16 protein-coding genes are annotated in these 17,915 nt (G+C 46.7%); 6 read left to right on the top strand and 10 right to left on the bottom strand.

Translation table 11 applies throughout. The features are described 5' to 3' along the window. Positions 1 to 16 precede the first annotated feature (16 nt). The 6 genes from HMPREF1536_RS07125 to HMPREF1536_RS07100 all read right to left on the bottom strand — a co-directional run bounded on the left by HMPREF1536_RS07125 (position 17) and on the right by HMPREF1536_RS07100 (position 3,685). Positions 17 to 784: a UDP-2,3-diacylglucosamine diphosphatase gene (locus HMPREF1536_RS07125; RefSeq protein ID WP_028726349.1), complete on the bottom strand. Its 768-nt coding sequence runs from the start codon at positions 782 to 784 to the stop codon at positions 17 to 19. After that, positions 781 to 1,098: an SUF system Fe-S cluster assembly protein gene (locus HMPREF1536_RS07120; RefSeq protein WP_028726348.1), complete on the bottom strand. Its 318-nt coding sequence runs from the start codon at positions 1,096 to 1,098 to the stop codon at positions 781 to 783. Before HMPREF1536_RS07120 ends, HMPREF1536_RS07125 begins: the two co-directional genes overlap by 4 nt. A 71-nt stretch (positions 1,099 to 1,169) precedes the next feature. After that, positions 1,170 to 1,856 (bottom strand): RadC family protein, encoded by a 687-nt coding sequence (gene radC / locus HMPREF1536_RS07115; protein ID WP_028726347.1) that lies wholly within the window; start codon positions 1,854 to 1,856, stop codon positions 1,170 to 1,172. A gap of 63 nt (positions 1,857 to 1,919) precedes the next feature. Next, entirely contained in the window at positions 1,920 to 2,486 is a 567-nt protein-coding gene (gene efp, locus HMPREF1536_RS07110) for an elongation factor P (protein ID WP_028726346.1), read from the bottom strand. Between the two features lie 157 nt (positions 2,487 to 2,643). After that, complete coding sequence (locus HMPREF1536_RS07105) at positions 2,644 to 3,342, bottom strand: LrgB family protein (protein ID WP_028726345.1); 699 nt, start codon at positions 3,340 to 3,342, stop codon at positions 2,644 to 2,646. Further along, positions 3,335 to 3,685, bottom strand: a complete 351-nt coding sequence (locus tag HMPREF1536_RS07100) for a CidA/LrgA family protein (RefSeq protein ID WP_028726344.1) — start codon at positions 3,683 to 3,685, stop codon at positions 3,335 to 3,337. Before HMPREF1536_RS07100 ends, HMPREF1536_RS07105 begins: the two co-directional genes overlap by 8 nt. A gap of 257 nt (positions 3,686 to 3,942) precedes the next feature. Between HMPREF1536_RS07100 and rhuM the strand changes: the two genes are divergently transcribed. The 4 genes from rhuM to HMPREF1536_RS07080 all read left to right on the top strand — a co-directional run bounded on the left by rhuM (position 3,943) and on the right by HMPREF1536_RS07080 (position 12,096). After that, positions 3,943 to 4,782, top strand: coding sequence for a RhuM family protein (rhuM, locus tag HMPREF1536_RS07095; RefSeq protein WP_028726343.1), 840 nt, complete (start codon positions 3,943 to 3,945; stop codon positions 4,780 to 4,782). Between the two features lie 649 nt (positions 4,783 to 5,431). After that, positions 5,432 to 9,283 carry a DUF6383 domain-containing protein gene (locus tag HMPREF1536_RS07090; RefSeq protein WP_028726342.1) on the top strand — a complete coding sequence of 1,284 codons (3,852 nt, stop codon included), beginning with the start codon at positions 5,432 to 5,434 and terminating at the stop codon, positions 9,281 to 9,283. A gap of 271 nt (positions 9,284 to 9,554) precedes the next feature. Beyond that, positions 9,555 to 9,932: a hypothetical protein gene (locus HMPREF1536_RS07085; RefSeq protein ID WP_028726341.1), complete on the top strand. Its 378-nt coding sequence runs from the start codon at positions 9,555 to 9,557 to the stop codon at positions 9,930 to 9,932. Between the two features lie 127 nt (positions 9,933 to 10,059). Continuing rightward, positions 10,060 to 12,096 carry a VapE domain-containing protein gene (locus HMPREF1536_RS07080; protein ID WP_052349768.1) on the top strand — a complete coding sequence of 679 codons (2,037 nt, stop codon included), beginning with the start codon at positions 10,060 to 10,062 and terminating at the stop codon, positions 12,094 to 12,096. A gap of 300 nt (positions 12,097 to 12,396) precedes the next feature. Here HMPREF1536_RS07080 and HMPREF1536_RS07075 read toward each other — a convergent pair whose 3' ends face one another. Continuing rightward, entirely contained in the window at positions 12,397 to 12,621 is a 225-nt protein-coding gene (locus HMPREF1536_RS07075) for a DUF4248 domain-containing protein (RefSeq protein WP_028726340.1), read from the bottom strand. Between the two features lie 229 nt (positions 12,622 to 12,850). Between HMPREF1536_RS07075 and HMPREF1536_RS07070 the strand changes: the two genes are divergently transcribed. Beyond that, positions 12,851 to 13,312, top strand: coding sequence for an HU family DNA-binding protein (locus HMPREF1536_RS07070; protein WP_028727238.1), 462 nt, complete (start codon positions 12,851 to 12,853; stop codon positions 13,310 to 13,312). A gap of 25 nt (positions 13,313 to 13,337) precedes the next feature. Next, the gene (locus HMPREF1536_RS07065; RefSeq protein ID WP_028727237.1) at positions 13,338 to 13,808 is read left to right on the top strand and encodes a glucosaminidase domain-containing protein; all 471 of its coding nucleotides are present in this window, start codon (positions 13,338 to 13,340) and stop codon (positions 13,806 to 13,808) included. Positions 13,809 to 13,949: 141 nt separating this feature from the next. Here the strand turns inward: HMPREF1536_RS07065 and mgtE are convergent, their stop codons facing one another. From mgtE to rsmA, 3 genes are read right to left on the bottom strand one after another with little or no spacing between them, the layout of a single operon-like run. Continuing rightward, positions 13,950 to 15,296, bottom strand: coding sequence for a magnesium transporter (gene mgtE, locus HMPREF1536_RS07060; protein ID WP_028727236.1), 1,347 nt, complete (start codon positions 15,294 to 15,296; stop codon positions 13,950 to 13,952). Then, positions 15,293 to 16,999 (bottom strand): phosphoethanolamine transferase, encoded by a 1,707-nt coding sequence (locus HMPREF1536_RS07055; protein WP_081693285.1) that lies wholly within the window; start codon positions 16,997 to 16,999, stop codon positions 15,293 to 15,295. Before HMPREF1536_RS07055 ends, mgtE begins: the two co-directional genes overlap by 4 nt. 21 nt (positions 17,000 to 17,020) lie before the next feature. Beyond that, on the bottom strand, positions 17,021 to 17,824 hold the full coding sequence (rsmA, locus tag HMPREF1536_RS07050; protein WP_028727234.1) for a 16S rRNA (adenine(1518)-N(6)/adenine(1519)-N(6))-dimethyltransferase RsmA: 804 nt from the start codon (positions 17,822 to 17,824) through the stop codon (positions 17,021 to 17,023). Positions 17,825 to 17,915 lie beyond the last annotated feature (91 nt).

Raw genomic sequence — 17,915 nt, 5'->3', positions numbered from 1 at the left:
GCAGTTTTTTTATCTGTTATTCTGCTTCGAACTGTTCGAGGAACAGGTTCTCCCCATCCCATACGATATAAGAAAAGAGCGTCATCCAGTCGCCGGCGATCAGCAGGCGGGAAGTACGCGAAAGCATCAGGTCGAGCATGATATGACGATGCCCGAAGATGAAGAAATTGATATCGGGATGTGTCTTAAGATATTCTTTGGCGAAAACGACCAGGTATTCGGCCGCTTCCCCTTTATATTTCTGTGCATCCTCTTTCTCCAGACCGCTTTTGCGGCTGTTGAGCGACCATCCGAGGGCAAAACCGAACGTCCAGCGGGGATGGATACCTGCATACAACCACTGGCAGAATTTATTACGGAAAACGGCACGGATAAACCGGAAAGCCTTGCTGCGGTAGTCCACCTCGTCACCATGTCCGAGGAAGAAACGCTTACCCAGCAGGTCGGTCGTTAATACATCCCGGTGAATGATTGCACCTATCTCGTTGGGAAGGTAATCGAACATCCAGATATCGTGGTTACCGATAAATATATGGATCTCGACACCGCTGTCGGCCAGTTCGGCCAGCTTCCCGAGGAAACGGGTAAACCCTTTGGGCACTACATATTTGTATTCGTACCAGTAGTCGAATATATCCCCCAGGAAATAGACCGCCAGCGCATTCTCTTTGATACTGTCGAGCCAGCGCACCAGCTTCTTCTCGACGGCCAACGGGTCTTTATGAAAGCGGGCGCCCAGATGGGCGTCCGATGCAAAGTATATTTTCTTTCGGGAGGGATTCATAAGAAACCTAGTTCCAGTTTAGCCTCTTCCGACATCATTTCCTTATCCCATTCGGGTTCAAACACGAGGTTGACTTCCACATTGTTCACACCGTCTACCGACTCCACTTTCATACGGACATCTTCCAGGATGAAATCGGCTGCCGGACAGTTGGGGGCAGTCAGGGTCATATCTATACGGACATTCTTATCGTTGTCTACATCTACTTTATATATCAGGCCAAGGTCAAATACGTTGACCGGTATTTCCGGGTCGTACACTGTCTTGAGCATGGCGACAATCGCTTCTTCTGTTTGGAGGAATTCGTTGTTCATCTTTCTTTAATTTGAATGCAAATATACATTAATATCTTCTATATACTAAACCGTAGAAAAGAGAAAATGTTTTACAAGCCCAGCCGTCCTTCGTCTGCATAGCTGAAGTAAGTACCGTCGGAGACGATCAGATGATCCGACAGCTTTATCTCCAGCAAGTCCGCCGCTTTGTCCAGCCGTCTGGTCAGGGCATCGTCCTGCGAGCTGGGGCGCACATTCCCCGACGGATGGTTATGGCAAAGGATGATCCCCGAAGCCAGCGCATTGATAGCCGTTTTAAGGATGATACGGAGGTCGGCGGACGTTTCCCCTGTTCCGCCCTGGCTGATCTTTGCCTTGCCGATCACTTTGCCGGCCCGGTTGGTCAGGGCTACCCACAATTCTTCGTACGGTAAATCGCAGAGTAGGGGATGAAAGAGGTTGTAAGCATCGCGGCTGCTCCGGATACTGTTGCGTAGGATAGGATCAGCCAGATTACGCCGTTTACCCAGTTCCAGGGCTGCACAAATGGTGATGGCCTTGGCTTCGCCGATCCCTTTGAAACCGGACACTAAATCCTGTATAGACAGTTTGCCTAATGCATTCAGATTGTACTCTACACTGTTGAGGATACGTTGCGACAACTGGACAGCCGTCTCGTTACTGTTGCCTGAACCGATGAGGATGGCCAGGAGTTCGGCATCACTGAGGGAAGTAACGCCTTTAAGCAGCATTTTTTCACGCGGGCGGTCTTCTTCTGCCCATTCTTTTATTTTCATAGCGATGTGTTTTGGTTGTAAGGGCGGTTCGCGAACCGCCCTTACTGTGTTTGGTGTTGTATCTTATGAACGAACACGTCCGCAATAGGAACCGTCCGCCGTATTTACTTCGATAATTTCGCCTTCGTTGATGAATAACGGAACACGAACTTCGGCTCCTGTTTCAACTGTAGCAGGTTTCAATGTGTTAGTAGCAGTATCGCCCTTTACACCCGGTTCAGTGTAAGTAACCTTCAATTGAACTTTAGCAGGCAGGTCGGCGAAAAGAACTGTATCTGTAGAAGCATCGGAAACAACGTCAACGATTTCTTCTTCTTTCATATAGTCTACACCATTGATCAGGTTTTTGTCGATGATCACATCTTCGTAAGTTTCCTGATTCATGAAGTGATAGTGTTCGCCTTCTCTATATGTATATTGATGAGGACGACGTTCTACACGTACATCTTCCAGTTTTTCATCGATATTGAAACGGCGATCAAGGATACCACCTTTTACTACATCTTTCAGTTTGGTACGCATGAAGGTGTTTCCTTTTCCCGGTTTTACGTGAAGGAATTCAACGCAGAAATATAATTTCCCGTCCAGGCGGATACACGTTCCGTTTTTAATGTCTTGTGAATTAATCATACGATCTATTTTTTATTTATAATGATTTTGTACTGTCATCGGTAATTTTCGGGTACAAAAGTAGTGTTTTCCTCTTAAAGTACCAACACGTAGTCTCCTTTTTCTTCAGAAAAGAGTTGCAAATCAGTCTGATATGATCTGCGTAAACGGATACTACTTAAAACAGGGAAATAATAAAGCTGATAACGGGGACTAAAATAGCCGTCATGATACCCATCAGTCCGATTGCCAATCCGCTCAATGCGCCTTCAATCGCTCCGATCTGTATAGCCACCGAAGTACCTACGCCGTGGGACGATGCGCCCAGTGCCAATCCTTTGGCAATCCGGCTCTCGATACCTAATACTTTCATCACGAACGGGCCGACGATGCTCCCGAATATACCTACCGCCACAACGATAACAGCCGTTAGCGAAGGGATCCCCCCGGCTTTTTCGGCAATCCCCATCGCAATAGGGGTCGTTACGGATTTCGGTTGCAGGGTGGCTATCAATGCCTGGTCGGCTCCCATCAGGTCACCGATCACAATCACGCTTACAATCCCGACGATGGCGCCTATAAAGACAGAGGTAAGGATAGAGATCACATTCCCTTTCAGGTATTGCATCTGCTCGTATAACACAAATCCCAATGCGACAACCGATGGCCCCAGCATGAAATGGATCAGGTGGCTTCCCCGTTGGAAAGACTCGTATTCGATCCCCATCGTTTCGAGTACGACAATGATAACGAGGATAGATGTCAGCAGCGGGTGCAGCAGGCTGATACGTGTTTTCTTATACAAAGCCAATGCCGCCAGATAAGTACCGATAACCAATGTGAGTGAAAATACTTCCGATTGTGCCAGATTATTCATTGTTTCGGCCCTCATTGCCTAATTTTTGCTGGATAAGTGCGACACTAGCAATAACTAAAATAGTACTTACAACGGATGCGGTAAGGATGACAGCCCAATATTGTGAGATGACCCCCAGCGACGTCATAAGCCCGACACCTGCGGGAAGGAAGAACAACCCCATGTTTTCAGTCAGGATCGTGGATAGTTTTTTTACATTGGCGGGCTTCACCAGCTTAAACACCAATGCCAGAAATAACAATATCATACCGATCACGCTTCCCGGAATGAAACCGTCGATAAAGGAGCTGATAAACTCTCCGGTAAAATAGAAGAACAGAATGTAAAATGCTTGTTTTAGCATATCTCTTTACTGTTTAAATAGACACTGCAAAGATAACAGCTTTGAATCAAATATGTTCTATAACATGTCGATTTAACATAAATACTTGTTGGAGAAGAATGCCCAATAACAACCTTTAACGCAGGTGTGTTATAACTTGATGGCTCATTTATAGGAAATAATGAACCTGTTTGTGATATTCTCATGATTTTTTGAGAAGAAAACAGATATGTAATAAATAATAATCCTAACTTTGTAACAAACAAAATTATATAGCTATGAAAAATCAAGGAGAGATCATTGTTTACCAACCGGAAAAGACTTTACAGTTGGAAGTCAGAATGGAAAATGAAACAGTTTGGCTGACCCAGGCGCAAATGGCTGATTTATTTGAGACAACCCCTCAAAATATTACACTACACATTAAGAATATTTATGTTGAACAGGAGTTAATTGCAGATTCAACTTGTAAGGATTTCTTACAAGTTCGTGAAGAAGGAAGCAGGATGATAAAAAGAATGCAGAAATTTTATAATCTTGATGTTATTATTTCTGTTGGCTATCGCGTCAAATCAAAGCGTGGAACTCAATTCCGTATTTGGGCAAATAAGATTTTAAAAGACTATTTGCTTAAAGGCTACTCTATCAATAAGAGAATTGAAAATATTGAAGCAAAAATAATTGAACATGATCAAAAGATCGACTTCTTTGTGAAAACATCGCTACCGCCGGTAGAAGGAGTTTTCTATGATGGTCAACTGTTCGATGCTTATAAGTTTGTAGCTGACCTGATCCGTACGGCTACCACCTCTCTTATCCTGATCGATAACTATATTGATGACACAGTGTTGACACTTTTCACCAAGCGCATTCCCGGAGTAACGGTTACGATCTATACTGCCCAACTGTCCAAACAACTATCATTAGATTTGCTGCGTCATAATTCGCAATACGAACCGATTGATATCCGCCAATTCCACCAGTCGCATGACCGCTTCCTCATTATAGACGAAAGAGAACTGTACCATATCGGCGCTTCATTAAAAGATTTAGGTAAAAAATGGTTCGCCTTCTCTAAAATGCAATTAGATATACAGGAGTTGTTGAGGCATTTATAGAAAGATTTGAGTGTGTTATTAGGAAGAATGTGAGTCTATTTGGACATAAACAATCTATCATAAAATAAGACAGGCCTAGTTACAGGTTCATTTGAAGTAGATAGTGGTAGCCTACTCTTACTATTATCTGGTGGGGCTGTCGTTTCAAACGATAGCCCTTTTTTGTGGGTGAAAATGCTCCGTTTATTCCCCTAAAAACAGCCTAAATCCCCTCTATTAACAATTCTCGGCGAAAACTTGAAAAAACGGGTATTGATACACAGACTATTATGAAACGCGCGCGGGTACATATCTATATAAATAGGGGTAGTGAAAAGTGGTATATGATCAGTTGAATAATAAAGGGTAGATGTCAAAAAATGACTGACTATATAAATCGTTCCTTTTTTCTAGTCATGCAAAGGTATTGCTAAATTTTGAATCTACAATCCTTTTAAGAATTATTTTGTCTAATCTATCTGCTTTCTTATCAACCGTATAGCAAAGTTAGTATGAAATTCCATCTTTTTTACACGAAAGTAATCGACCTTCAAAAAAATGACTAGAAAAAAGGAACGTTTAGGCTAGTCATTTAACAATTGACAACACTAAAGTATCCTTTACAAACAGGCTTTTTAGAAACACTATTATTAATATTAAATTAAAGATTATGAACAAAAAGTTTTCTACGCTTTTGACAGCGGGCTTACTGGTAGGTGGTTCGTTGTTTGTTCCTGTAAATGCTACGGATGTTACTCCGACGCAGTTCACAGCTGCTATCAAAAGCAATGTGTTGAGCATTGAAGATTTGAAAGAGGCTCTGACTGATTTTGACGGTAAGATCGAACTGACTGGAGATGTAGATTTGTCGACTGGAAACCCAACAGTCAAATATGTTGTCATTACTGACGAGGATATTGTACTGACTGCGGCTAAAGACAAGGAAGTAACTTTCACCGGTCGTGTTGTTATCGGTGCTGAAGGTGTAACGATTTCCGGTTTGAAATTCGTGAATAATCCTGAAACAGGCATTGGTGGTTATTGGCAAAAAACAGCTATTGCTGCATTTGCAAGCAAGGTGACTATCACAGGTAATACATTCACTGCCGGTAATAATCCTGTTACGTTGACAAACGGTGTTGTTCTTTATCCGCAAAATGAAAAAGTGGAATGGACTGTCTCAGGAAATACTTTTGAAGGATTGAATAAGGTTGTTGATAAATGGTACTCTTCAGCTATCCAGGTTTACCAGGGTACAGCAGGAGAAGTAAAGGCCGGCGATCCTTTAAAAGATAGTGGACTACTGGGTGTGAATGTAGAAAGTGGTCCAGCGGACAATGCTACTCCTATTATTAAAGAAGGTCTTAACGCAGCTACTTTGGCAAGCGGTAATACTTTTGAAAATTGTGCAGCCGACGTGTTTGTACGTAACAATGTAGAATTAGCTGCCGGTGCTTCAACAGAAGCTGCTTATGTATCTAACCCGGAAGCAAGTGCTAACGAAGCTGTAAAAGCAGCCTTGAAAGACGCTATCAGTACTGTTGCAGAAAACGGAAGCATCAACTTTGCCGGTACAGCAGCAGAACTGAATGATCTTTTGAAGGCGGAAACAGACTTGGCAAACGTGGCTATCACTACGGAAGACCAGATAGTTGTTACCGGTATCAAATACATGCCGCAAGAACAGATTAAAGTAACAAGTGATGATGTACTTTTCAACTTGGCTGCAAAAACAGTTGATGGTGCTTATTATTTATTAGTAAAGGCAGGTGAAAATGCAAGTTCAAGTGCACAAGCAGATTCTGTACTGATTCTGAATAACGGTGCTCCCGAATTTGTAGCTGTTGCTGGTGTTACTGCTACCCAATTGGCAGATCCTGCTAACTACTGGAAAGTAGAAACAAAGACTGCTATCAAGACAGTTGACTATACATTCACAAATAAGGCTGACGAACCATATACATTGAAAGTGAACGGTGAAACCGTATTGCGTGCTTTAGGTAACGTAGCTTATGACAAGGGTGTTGCTTTCGAACTGGCACAAGATCCGACTACTAAAGCTCCTATCGTAGGTGCAGCTCATTATTTCGGTTTGTATACAGCTGATGTTTACCAGTTGTCTGCATCTGACCTGAACTGGTTCGAAAAAGATGGTTTCTCTGTAACGATCGCTCCGGAAGGTGTGAAAGGTAATCCGTTTGCAGGTCACCTGACACCGATGAAATGGAACAGCACGAAGAAAGCATTTGAAGTTGCTACAACAACAGACAATGAACTGTACTTCATGACGGAAGCTGAAAAATATATCGTTGTAAAAGAATACGAAGCCAACGGCTCTATCTACAACCAATCTATCTATGCTTTCGATACAGTAAGCGAAGAAGACCTGGTTGCTGACCTGAAAAAGGCAAAAGTAGAAGACCGTAAACTGTTCGGTGAATTCAACGCTTTCTATTTCCCGAAGACTGCTCTGGTTGAAGACGAATTGACTACAGCGTCTATCGACAGCATGACTGTAAAAGTGTTGGGCTTGAACGCAACGACGAAAAAGAAAGAATTGCAGTCTGCTGTAGTAGGTTTTGCATACCTGACAGAAAAGAAAGTGGCTACTTTGGCTGCATCTATCGAGTTTGGTTTAAATAAGATCGCTATCAGCATGGGCGACAATGTAGTTAAACCTGAGAACTTGTTGAAAGACGCTTACTTTACTGTTACGATGTTGACAGAAGATGGCGATGACTTACGTTTAGCTGTTAACGATTGCGAAGGCAAGGGTTGGGTTGAATCTGTAGGTAACGAACTGGAAGCTCAATGGGCTATTACTTACGACGAAAAGACAGCCAAGTATACATTGACTAACCGTGAAAACAAAGACGTTACTATCGAGGTTGACCGCAACGCTTTGCGTGAAGACGAAGATACAGAAGACAACTACTATGTATACAATGGAGATGTTGTTGAAATTAAAGCCGTAGAAGGAGCAAAAGCTTCAGACGGTTACCTGTATCTGGGTGACATCGACAACCAGCGTTTCGTAATGGCTCATCATTCAGGTGTATACAAACAGAACGCTTGGTTCGTTGAAAACAAAGATGGTTTCGTTGTGTTGGACGTAGATGCTACTCCGATGGAAATCAAAGTAATCGATGTGGATACAGCCAAAGTAACAACTACGGTAGGTTTCTATAAAGATGGTAAGTATACAACTAAAGATTATACATTAAAAGCTCCGGTTTACCTGTTCGCCAACATGAAAGGTAGCGAACTGGGTCTGGTAGAAGGTAAGTATGCTTTCGACGCTAATCAGGATACATTGGCTATCCGCCAGGATGGTGAATACTACAACCTGCGCGTGGTTAAGAACGGTGCTGCTATGGAATGTGCAAAGGTTTATGCAAGCACATCCGATAAAGATGCCGGTTTCTTGAAGAAACAGAATGGCTTGTACACTGAAACTACCAACGACCTGTTCGTTGTGGAATCTTTGGATCGTCCGGTTTATCGCCGTCTGGGCGTGACAATCGAAAACGACGGTTTCGTGAACGAAGGTGTTAACAATGCTAAGTTCTACCGTACGAACGATGTGACAGGTTACTACCTGTATGAAAATAGCGCTAACCGCAATACACAGGGTGGTGCACGTAGCCTGAATTTCTTAGGTGAAACTCATCTGACCGACCTGCCTGCAAATGCAGCTCTGCCTATCTTCATCGATACAGCTTATGTACGTAATGAAACACATAAACCGTTATATATGTTGGCAGTGCGCAACGAAGATGCTGTAGAAGGTACTCCGTTCAAACCGTGTGATAAAGAAGATAATCATGGTTACGATCAGGATGGCAATCCGTTGACAGCAGAACAGTGCCCGCATGCAACTCAGGCTGTTCCGGGTTACCGTAAAGCTCATTATCTGGTTGCCCTGAGCGATTCAATATATACTGGCAACAATGATATGGTTGAATATAAAGGCAAGACTCGTTTGGCTTTCGTGCCTGCTACTCATTTCGAAAATGACACATTGGTAATCGAAAGCTCTAAATTTACAAATAGCAAGAAATTGGCTAAGAATGATACATTGTCTTTAGCTAATGATAAGGATGAAGCTTTGATGAACGCAGCTACTTTCGCATTCCGCTTGGTTGATCCGGCTGACAAAGAAAATGGCGACTTCTACATCGAAACAGAAGTGAATGGTAAAACAAACTATGTACATGTATTGAACACTGTTCCTGTACTGGTTGAAAACATTGCCGATGCCGCTCCGTTCAATGTAGAATTAACAGACGAAGATGCTACAGCCAACGATGCAATTGCAGTGGATGGTGTGAAAGTTATCGCAACAGAAGGTGCAGTAATTATCAAGGGTGCAGCTGGTAAGAAAGTTGCTATCAGCAACGTTCTTGGTCAGACAATCGCTAACACAGTTCTTTCTTCCGACAATGCTACTATCTCTGCACCTGCAGGTATCGTAGTAGTAGCCGTAGAAGGTGAAGCTGCTGTAAAGGCAATCGTAAAATAAATAACTATTTATAATCAATAAATTTAAATTTGACTGCGCGGTTCCGTCATGAGCCAAGTATCCCGTGAGGGCGAACAAGCAGTCGTATTAATACTAAAGTAATGAAATAAAGTTCTTCTGTTCAACCTCTGTGAAGAGCAAAAACAGACAAAAACAAGCCCCGGGGGAGTAATCTTCCGGGGCTTCGTTTTTAGAAAAAGCTGAACTATCTCTTATCTCTCGGCATATTGCCACAACATATAATTTAAAATTCAACAATCATGAAAAAAAATTGAATGCCGGCCAGCTTAACCGGGCGGCGCAACTTTTGGGAAACGATTGCGGGGAGCTGGAAAGCCTGCTTCGCAAAGTGATGAAACATAACAACAGCCTCGGGCGGTTGCTGCAAAATGCCGTATGGGAGGAGGATATGGTGAAGGAAGAACTGATTGTCCTGACCATGCCTACCGCCACCTTTCTGGAATGGCTCGGCCCTTTGCTGGAAAGCCGGGACTGGACTGTCAACGGACGGCATGAAATCAGGCCCTTCCTGCGTGCCTTCCTTTCCGTGTTTCGCCTGCGCACGGCTCCCGACAAAGACTGTCTGACGATGGGAACGATCGAAAACCTCGTGCTCGATTATCTCTATGTGCGCCGCAAAACGCAATAAGACAAATCGTTAGCAGTCTGTTTCCTGGGCGGCTTGTTGTTTTCTTAAAAGAAAAGAAAGCAATAGGTCGCCTTGTTTATCATCCCTACCTTGTAGGATATAAACCAATCTCAAAATACAATTTATTATGTTACAAGTAACGGTGTTTACCAAATTTAAAACCTGTATGGGTGATGTTAACCTGATCGATGTCCTTTACGATATCCGTAACGGGAAGTATGCACCGGCTGTCAACCGTATCCGTCTCTGCATGGACAAAGACGATACCGAAGCAGCCGACAGACTGAAGAAAGGACTGCCCGCCGTCACTATCTCCGCCACCTACCGGAAAAGACGGGTGGCGGGGTGTATGACCGGTTACAATCCGCTGACGATCCTCGATATCGACGGGTTGCCGAAGGCGGAACTACCCCGCCTGCTGGCCTTGCTTCGCGAAGCGGTCTATACGGTGGCCTGCTGGATCAGTCCGCGCGGACGAGGGATCAAAGTCATTGTTTATCCGGCTGTCGGCTTGGAGTTGGTGCCCGATAACCATGTCGTTGTCTATAACCTGGTGAAAGACTGGTACGGGAAACTGCTGGGTGTGGAAGTCGATGCTTCCGGTAAAGATGCCGGGCGGCTCTGTCTCGTTTCGTACGATCCGGCGCTTTATATCTCTCCCCGGTTCGAGCCCTGGCTGAAAGGGGAGGGCGGCCTGCCCGACGGACTGCCGCCGATAGAAGTCGTCGTGTCGGATAAGGCGGTGAAACTGCTTGCGATGGCCCGCAAAAGTACCACCCGCAAAATGGCCTATGCCGAGGGCAACCGGAATAACTACGTACACCTTTTCGCCAGCCATTGCAACCGGTTGGGCGTGGAAAAAAGGGAGGTGGAAAAGTATGCCGGAAAAACATTTGCCGACCTGTCGGCAGACGAATGTACGTTGGCTATCGACAGTGCTTATGCACGTGCCGACCAGCATGCAACGGAGGCAGCTCCCGCCAGGCGTTCGTCGCGTGGCGATGGTTTTGTCTGCCGGATACAGGAATACCTGACTCCGCGTTACGAGTTGCGCCGCAATGTGGTGCGCCGTCAGGTCGAGTATCGCGACAAACGGGAGGAAGGGGCTGTTTTTATGGCGGTCACCGATTATTGGGAGAATTCCGTCTGGTGCGCTTTGCAGAAGGAGGAGATATTCTGCCATGTCTCCGATCTGCGGGCGGTGATCCATTCCGATTTCAGTCCCGGATACGACCCGTTTTGTTCTTATTTCGAACAGCTACCCGCCTGGAACGGGCAAACCGACCCGATCGGTGACCTGGCGGCTACGCTTGAAACCACCCGTCCGGACTTCTGGAGGAAGTGTTTTAAAAAGTGGATCGTGGCACTCGTGGCCTGTGCCGTCGATCCCCATAAGGAGAACCATACCGTCCTGCTGCTGAGCGGTGCCCAGGGATTGGGTAAGACCACCTGGTTGCGCCGGCTGGTGCCCCCTGTGCTCCATGAATATGTCTATTCGGGTAACCTCGATCCGTCGTCGAAAGACTCGTCACTGATGATGAGCGACTGTATCCTGATCATCCTCGATGAGTTGTCGGGACAGAGCCGCATGGAGGTGAACCGCCTGAAGGCGATGATCACGAAAGATGCCGTGCGCGAACGCCGTCCCTATGCCCGTAATGCCGAAGTGTACGACCGCCGTGCATCCTTTGCCGCCACTGTCAACGACAACCAGATCCTGACCGACCGCACCGGTTCGCGCCGTTTCCTTTGTTTTGAAGCGACGCAGATCGATTATCTCTCTCCGGTAGATTATGCGGCTGTTTATGCGCAGGCGCTGGCTTTGTTTCGTGCCGGTTTCCGTTATTGGTTTGCCGATGCCGACATTATGGAGGTGAACGATAACAACGAGCCTTTCCAGCAAACCAGCCCGGAAGTGGAGTTATTTTATACTTATTTTCGCAAACCGGAGCGTTTTGAGGCTTATATTTTGCTCTCAAGTAGTGAGATTGTGGCCAAAATAGCTGAAAAAACACGTCTTCCGTTGACAAGTATCAGTGTAAATGTGATCGGAAAGATGCTGAAAAGAGATGGTTTTGTGTGTCAAAAGAAGCATGGGAAGTGGCTCTTTTCCGTTGTAGAGTTGAACTTCGACCAGGTAGAAGCCCATCGTAGAGGCTTCTGAGCGGGATCGGGGGAAGATGGGGAAGGTAATTTGCGTTTCTGGAAAGTACTTGAAGTGATGTTCCTTGTTCCTTGCAGCTGGAGGGGGACAAGGAACATGTATTACAGTAAGTTCACCAACTCGTAAATTACCTTCCCCATCTTCCCCCGTTTCCTGTCTCGTCCATCTTTCTTGCTGCATTCGTTCCCGGTGGCTGCTGCACCCGTTTTCAGTAGGTGCGGCAGCTATTTTTACCGGCTGCCGCAGCCACTGAAAACTGTTGCCGCAGTCATTCCGTGTATTTTTCTCCCTTCGGCTTCTTCAGGGTTCTCCCAGATGTTCGACGATACATTCCACCTGTTTAGGCGTGAAGCACCTGATGCCGGGACGGTAGCCCAGCTCGACCAGTTTCGCTTTCAGCACGCCATGATAATTGATCCACCGCCAAAGTTGCATAATAGCTCCTCTCCGGCTCATATGAGGGCTGTAAAGCTCAGCCAGCTCACCTACTCCGTAGGCTCGTATTTCAAAGGATGTATTTCCCATTGTGTGATTGTTTTATATCTCCTAAGGTACGAATAATCAATGGATATATGAAATTATTCTGGTTTAATGTTTCCTCATTGAGTCTCCTTTTTTACCACTAATGGCAATTAGAAATTTATCGGAAATAAAATGTCGCTTCGTCACACCCTGTCACCTCTGTCTACAAGGTGGGGAGGTGGGTGTCGTATCTTTGATATGTAATTAATAATCAACTAAAAACAATTAAGTTATGCCATTACAATTTCATTTGGTTCTTAGAAAGAACCTGAGTAAAAATGTGGAAGCGGGGAAAGAGAAACTCCACTATGCGCAGACCCGGGCAACGGGGACATGTACCTTCGAGGAGTTGTGCAGTATCGTTGCTGATAGCTCCACCGCTTCGAGTGGTGATGTGAAGGTGGTGATAGACCGCCTGATCAAATTCCTTCTCTTGTTTCTGGCTCGCGGAGAGGTGGTGCAATGCGGCGAGCTGGGCACGTTTCAGCTGGTGCAGACCAGTTCGGGAAGTGTTACTGCGGAGGAGTTCTCTTCCAGTATGTTGTACCGCGCCCGCCTTCGTTTCCGCCCCGGGCCGAAGTTGCGTGAGCTGATCCTGACGGCCAAGAGCGAACGTTTCAAGCTCGAAGAGTCGAAGCCGTCGGAAGGTGGCGGTAGCGGCAGCGGTGAAGACGATCGCCCCGTGATCGAGTAGTTATTCATAGAACCGGTCGCAACGTATGGATAAGCAATCATTTACCTCGAAGTACTTCCCCGCCGCGCGTCTGGCGGGTGAGTTGTACGGACTGAACCCGGTAGTGATCCTGGCTCAGTCTGCAATCGAAACCGGCTGGGGTGAGAGCACCCTGGCTACCCGCTACAATAACTTTTTCGGGCTGACGGGCTATGGCGTTACCAATGCTTACTGGCATGGCGGCAAGACGGATCCGGATAAGCCGGACGGCCTGCTGTTCCGCCGTTACGACCGGCCTGAAAACAGTTTTCTTGATTTCGCCCGCCTGATTTCTACTGTCTACAAACAGGCGGCCGCCGTGAGCCATTACCCCCGGGCGTATGCCCGTGAGATCGCTTACAGCCGGTATATCAGTGAAGTGAACGGGGATAACCGTGAGACGTATTGCAGGATGCTGGAAAGCATTGCACAGTCGCTGGTACCCCTGGTGTATAATCTAAATAATGAAAGCGTATGAGTGAGAAAGGAAACAAGGTGAGGACGATCCTTCAGTTTATCATGGAATTACTGGGGTTCCTGTTGGGAAGAAAGAAACAAGGTTAACCCGTAGGGGCGGTTCGTGAACCGCCCTTACCCAACACACCTTACCGAACAGGCCTTATGTTAACGCCGAAGAAATAAACATATAAATCATCATCCCGATAATATCGTTCGTAATCGTGATGAACGGGCCGGTAGCCAATGCGGGGTCTATCTTCAGGCGGTCGAGCGTCATGGGGACAAGGGTTCCGAAGATACTGGCGAACATGACGACGGCGAACAGGCTCAGGGAGACGGATGCCGTTATCCCTTTGTCGCCCAGCATAAAGAAGTTATACACGAATACGACCAGGCTGATAATGCTGGCGTTGATAAGCGAGACGATTCCTTCTTTCAATATCTGCGGAAGAATGTTATCCTGTTTCAGTGAGTTGTTGGCCAGACCCTGTACCACGATAGCTGACGATTGTATCCCGACATTTCCTCCCGTACCACCGATCAGCGGAATAAAGAGAGCCATCTTCGGGTTGCTCGCCAGATTCCCTTCAAAACCGCCGAGGATGACGGAGTTTGCCAGCCCGCCGATCATACCGATCAGCAACCACGGGAGACGGGCGGCCGTCTGGGTGAATACATTATCCGAAGTTTCCACGTCCTGCGAGATACCGGATGCCAACTGGTAATCACGTTCGTGCTGTTCGCGTACTTCGTCCATTACGTCGTCGATGGTGATGCGTCCGACCAGGCGACCGATACTGTCTATTACCGGCAAGGCTACCAGGTCGTATTTCTCGATCGTTTCGGCCACCTCTTCGATGCTGTCGCTTTCGCGTACCGCGATAGGCTCCTTCTTCATCACATGTTTGATCTTGGAAACGGACGGGTTGGTGATCAGCCGTTGGAGCGGGAGAACACCTTTCAGGCGTTCGTCGTCGTCTATCACATATACATAATAGATCTCGTCCATGTCTTCGGCCTGCTTACGCATTTCTTCGATACACTGGGGCATACTCCAATTCTCGTTGACCACGATCATTTCCGTACCCATCAAACCACCGGCAGTGTCTTCGTCGTATTTCAACAGGTCGACGATATCGCCCGCCTGCTCCACGTCTTCGATGTGCGAAAGGATCTCTTCCTGGGTGTCTTCGTCCAGTTCACGCATCAGGTCTACGGCGTCGTCGGTCTCCATATTGTCGACGAAGCGTTTGGCGATCAATTCGTTAGGTAGCTCTTTCAGTAACTTATGACGGTCTTCTTCATCCAGTTCCATCAGGACGTCGGCTGCTTTGTCGCCATCCATCAGCAGATACAGATAGATAGCTTCCTGTAGGTTCAGTTCCTGGTATAACTCGGCGATATCGGCCGGGTACAGGTCGTGGAGCATCGCCTGTGCTTTGGCATCATCTTTGGCGGAGATGATACTCTTTAAGTTTTCGATATAGTCTTTCGTTAGTTCAATCATAAGTCACTTTTCTTTATCAGACGCTTGTCCGGTGTTAGTATATACCATACACTGTCTTCTCTGAATTCCGGTGAGGCAACGCTTTCTCCCTTATCCTCTTCCGGATAAGACAGGCCGGCGATGTCGAGGAACGAATGGAACAGATTGGATGTGCTTACTTTCTTCTCTTTATGATTTTCGATGGCTTCTGCTTTTTCCGGCCGTGCGTCACGGTAGGCGGCGGAAGTCCATATAAATAGCGGGATATGCAATTCGTAGATAGAGGGTTCCGTATTGCCGTGCACCGCCAGGTTGCGTTCGTCGTCGTAGAGGTTCTCCGCATGGTCGGACAGGTAGACAACGGCGCTGACAGCCTTTTCGTCGTTCACCTTTCGGATGATTTCATTCAGTACGTAGTCGGTGTAACAGATGCTGTTGTCGTAGCTGTTCACCAGTATTTCTTTGTTGGACGGGCTGACTACGTCGTATCCGGTGTTGTCATGCAGCGAGGGCGTGAAGCGGCAGAAAGATTCCGGGTAGCGGGCGTTGTAGCGGAAATGGCTTCCCAGCGTGTGGATCACGATCAGCTGCTTCTGTTTGTCCAGGCTCAATACCGAGTCGAGGTGGGGCAATAGCTTCCCGTCGTAGTTGTCGGCAGAATCGAAATCGGTAGTCGAGAAGAAAGTATAGTCCATGTCGGCTGTGATGCGTTTCACGAAACGGTCGCTCGACGACTGGCTGGCCAGCCAGGCTGTGCTGAAACCGCATTCGATAAAGGCATCGGGCAGCGCTTTTTCTTTGTAGGCGATATCCGGATTATCCGGGGTTGCCCGGGTGAGTATCTGCTGGATCGCTATATTGGTCAGGTTCGATGTTGTCAGTACTTTGCTGTAAGAAACCAGGTTTTCCTGTTTGTCGAGTAGCGGGGAAGTAGGGCGGTTGTACCCGTTCAACGAGTAGTTGCCGTAGCGGCTGGATTCACCGATCACTAATACGTAAATCTCTTTTCCGGGCAGGGTGTCCTGTCGTTCGGCCCGGAAGGAGAAGTCTTTCAGCTGTTCCTGCATCCGGTCGATTTCCCGCTCCATTGCGAAAACTTCGGTGGTGGCCGCCAGCAGGTCGCAGGGATATACCTTCTTATATTTCATCAGAAAATTCGAATTGGCCGCCCGCATGCGGTAGACTGCCCCGTCGGTATAATCCGACATCTTCCACATTGTTCCCCATAGGGCGATATTGAAAAGGGCAAACAGGCTGAATACGACTATCTTCCCTTTTCCGGTGAATATCGGTTTGTTCTCTATCCGGGTGAACAATACCCAATAATAGAGGATAAGGATCAGGATAAAAAGAAGGACATATCCTTTCAGGGAATAGATGAGTTCGAAGGCTTCCTGGTTGTTCGTGTTCAGGATAGCCGACATCAGGCCGATAGATATCGGCATCTTATTGAGGATGACATGTCCGATCTCGATCGGGCTGAGTATCAGGAAAAGACTCGACAGGGCAAAATAAACCCTGGCCTTGAACAGCAATGCCGGGACGGTCAGGATCAGGCAGGAGAAAAACAGGTAGGCTACTTGCTTGGGGATGTCGCCGGCCAGGTCGCTCGACCGGAACATCACTACAAGGTTAGGCAAAAGAAGAAGGAAAAATAAAAGAGTCATCCATCCGTACTTGTTAGATGGAAATAGCGACCGGATCATTTTTCCTATTCGTTTCATATCTTGTTTATTTTCCTGTTTTTATTCTTTCTGTATTGTCCCTGTCTGTTGCAACCACTTGTTTGTGATCAGTGTTAATTCAACGAATTGCTCGACCGATAATTGTTCGGGCCGTTGATTAAAGATGGGCAATGCATAATCCGGACAGTCTTTTCCCAGCAACGGCTTCATTGAGTTTCGGAGTGTTTTCCGTCGTTGGTTGAAAGAGGTCTTGACGACTGTCTTGAATAGTTTTTCGTCGCAACCCAGCTCTTTCCGGTCGTTCCGTACCATACGGATCACGGCGCTCTTTACCTTTGGGGGCGGATCGAATACGGTTTCACTCACCGTGAAGAGGTATTCGACCGTGTACCAGGCTTGCAGCAGCACGCTCAATATGCCGTATGTCTTGCTGCCCGGGCCGGCTGCCAGGCGTTCGGCCACCTCTTTTTGTATCATCCCCGAGCAACAGGGTACATGTTCTCTGAAGTCGAGCACCTTAAAGAATATCTGGCTGGATATATTATACGGATAGTTACCGATGACGCAGAACTGGCCGGGGAATAGTTTGGATAGATCCAGCCGCAGGAAATCCTCTGCCAGGATACGTCCTTCAAGCGCGGGGAAGTTCTGCTCCAGGTAATCTACCGACTCCATATCCAACTCCACAACGGTCAGGTCGTGGCCGGCTTCCAGCAGGTATTGGGTGAGCACACCCATCCCCGGGCCGATCTCCAAAACCGGTAAATCCTTGTAGTCGGACAGTGTGTCGGCTATGCGCCGGGCGATATCTAAATCCTTCAGGAAATGCTGTCCTAATGCTTTCTTTGGCTTAACTAATCTCATCCAGTTCTTTGATGTAAAGTATTTGTATTAAAATATAATGCTTATCTTTGCGGGTGCACAAAAATACAACAAATAATTTAAAGTAACCTAC

The organism is Parabacteroides gordonii MS-1 = DSM 23371, from assembly GCF_000969825.1.
GTDB lineage: Bacteria > Bacteroidota > Bacteroidia > Bacteroidales > Tannerellaceae > Parabacteroides > Parabacteroides gordonii.
This window is presented reverse-complemented; position numbering and strand designations above follow the sequence as displayed.

Bases quoted from the DNA above. Each gene is read 5' to 3' on its own strand.
- HMPREF1536_RS07120 (WP_028726348.1), bottom strand. From the start codon at position 1,098: ATGAACAACGAATTCCTCCAAACAGAAGAAGCGATTGTCGCCATGCTC.
- HMPREF1536_RS07100 (WP_028726344.1), bottom strand. From the start codon at position 3,685: ATGCTAAAACAAGCATTTTACATTCTGTTCTTCTATTTTACCGGAGAG.
- HMPREF1536_RS07055 (WP_081693285.1), bottom strand. From the start codon at position 16,999: ATGAAACGAATAGGAAAAATGATCCGGTCGCTATTTCCATCTAACAAG.
- efp (WP_028726346.1), bottom strand. From the start codon at position 2,486: ATGATTAATTCACAAGACATTAAAAACGGAACGTGTATCCGCCTGGAC.
- mgtE (WP_028727236.1), bottom strand. From the start codon at position 15,296: ATGATTGAACTAACGAAAGACTATATCGAAAACTTAAAGAGTATCATC.
- HMPREF1536_RS07070 (WP_028727238.1), top strand. From the start codon at position 12,851: ATGCCATTACAATTTCATTTGGTTCTTAGAAAGAACCTGAGTAAAAAT.
- HMPREF1536_RS07080 (WP_052349768.1), top strand. From the start codon at position 10,060: ATGTTACAAGTAACGGTGTTTACCAAATTTAAAACCTGTATGGGTGAT.
- rsmA (WP_028727234.1), bottom strand. From the start codon at position 17,824: ATGAGATTAGTTAAGCCAAAGAAAGCATTAGGACAGCATTTCCTGAAG.
- HMPREF1536_RS07065 (WP_028727237.1), top strand. From the start codon at position 13,338: ATGGATAAGCAATCATTTACCTCGAAGTACTTCCCCGCCGCGCGTCTG.
- HMPREF1536_RS07090 (WP_028726342.1), top strand. From the start codon at position 5,432: ATGAACAAAAAGTTTTCTACGCTTTTGACAGCGGGCTTACTGGTAGGT.
- radC (WP_028726347.1), bottom strand. From the start codon at position 1,856: ATGAAAATAAAAGAATGGGCAGAAGAAGACCGCCCGCGTGAAAAAATG.
- HMPREF1536_RS07125 (WP_028726349.1), bottom strand. From the start codon at position 784: ATGAATCCCTCCCGAAAGAAAATATACTTTGCATCGGACGCCCATCTG.
- rhuM (WP_028726343.1), top strand. From the start codon at position 3,943: ATGAAAAATCAAGGAGAGATCATTGTTTACCAACCGGAAAAGACTTTA.
- HMPREF1536_RS07105 (WP_028726345.1), bottom strand. From the start codon at position 3,342: ATGAATAATCTGGCACAATCGGAAGTATTTTCACTCACATTGGTTATC.
- HMPREF1536_RS07075 (WP_028726340.1), bottom strand. From the start codon at position 12,621: ATGGGAAATACATCCTTTGAAATACGAGCCTACGGAGTAGGTGAGCTG.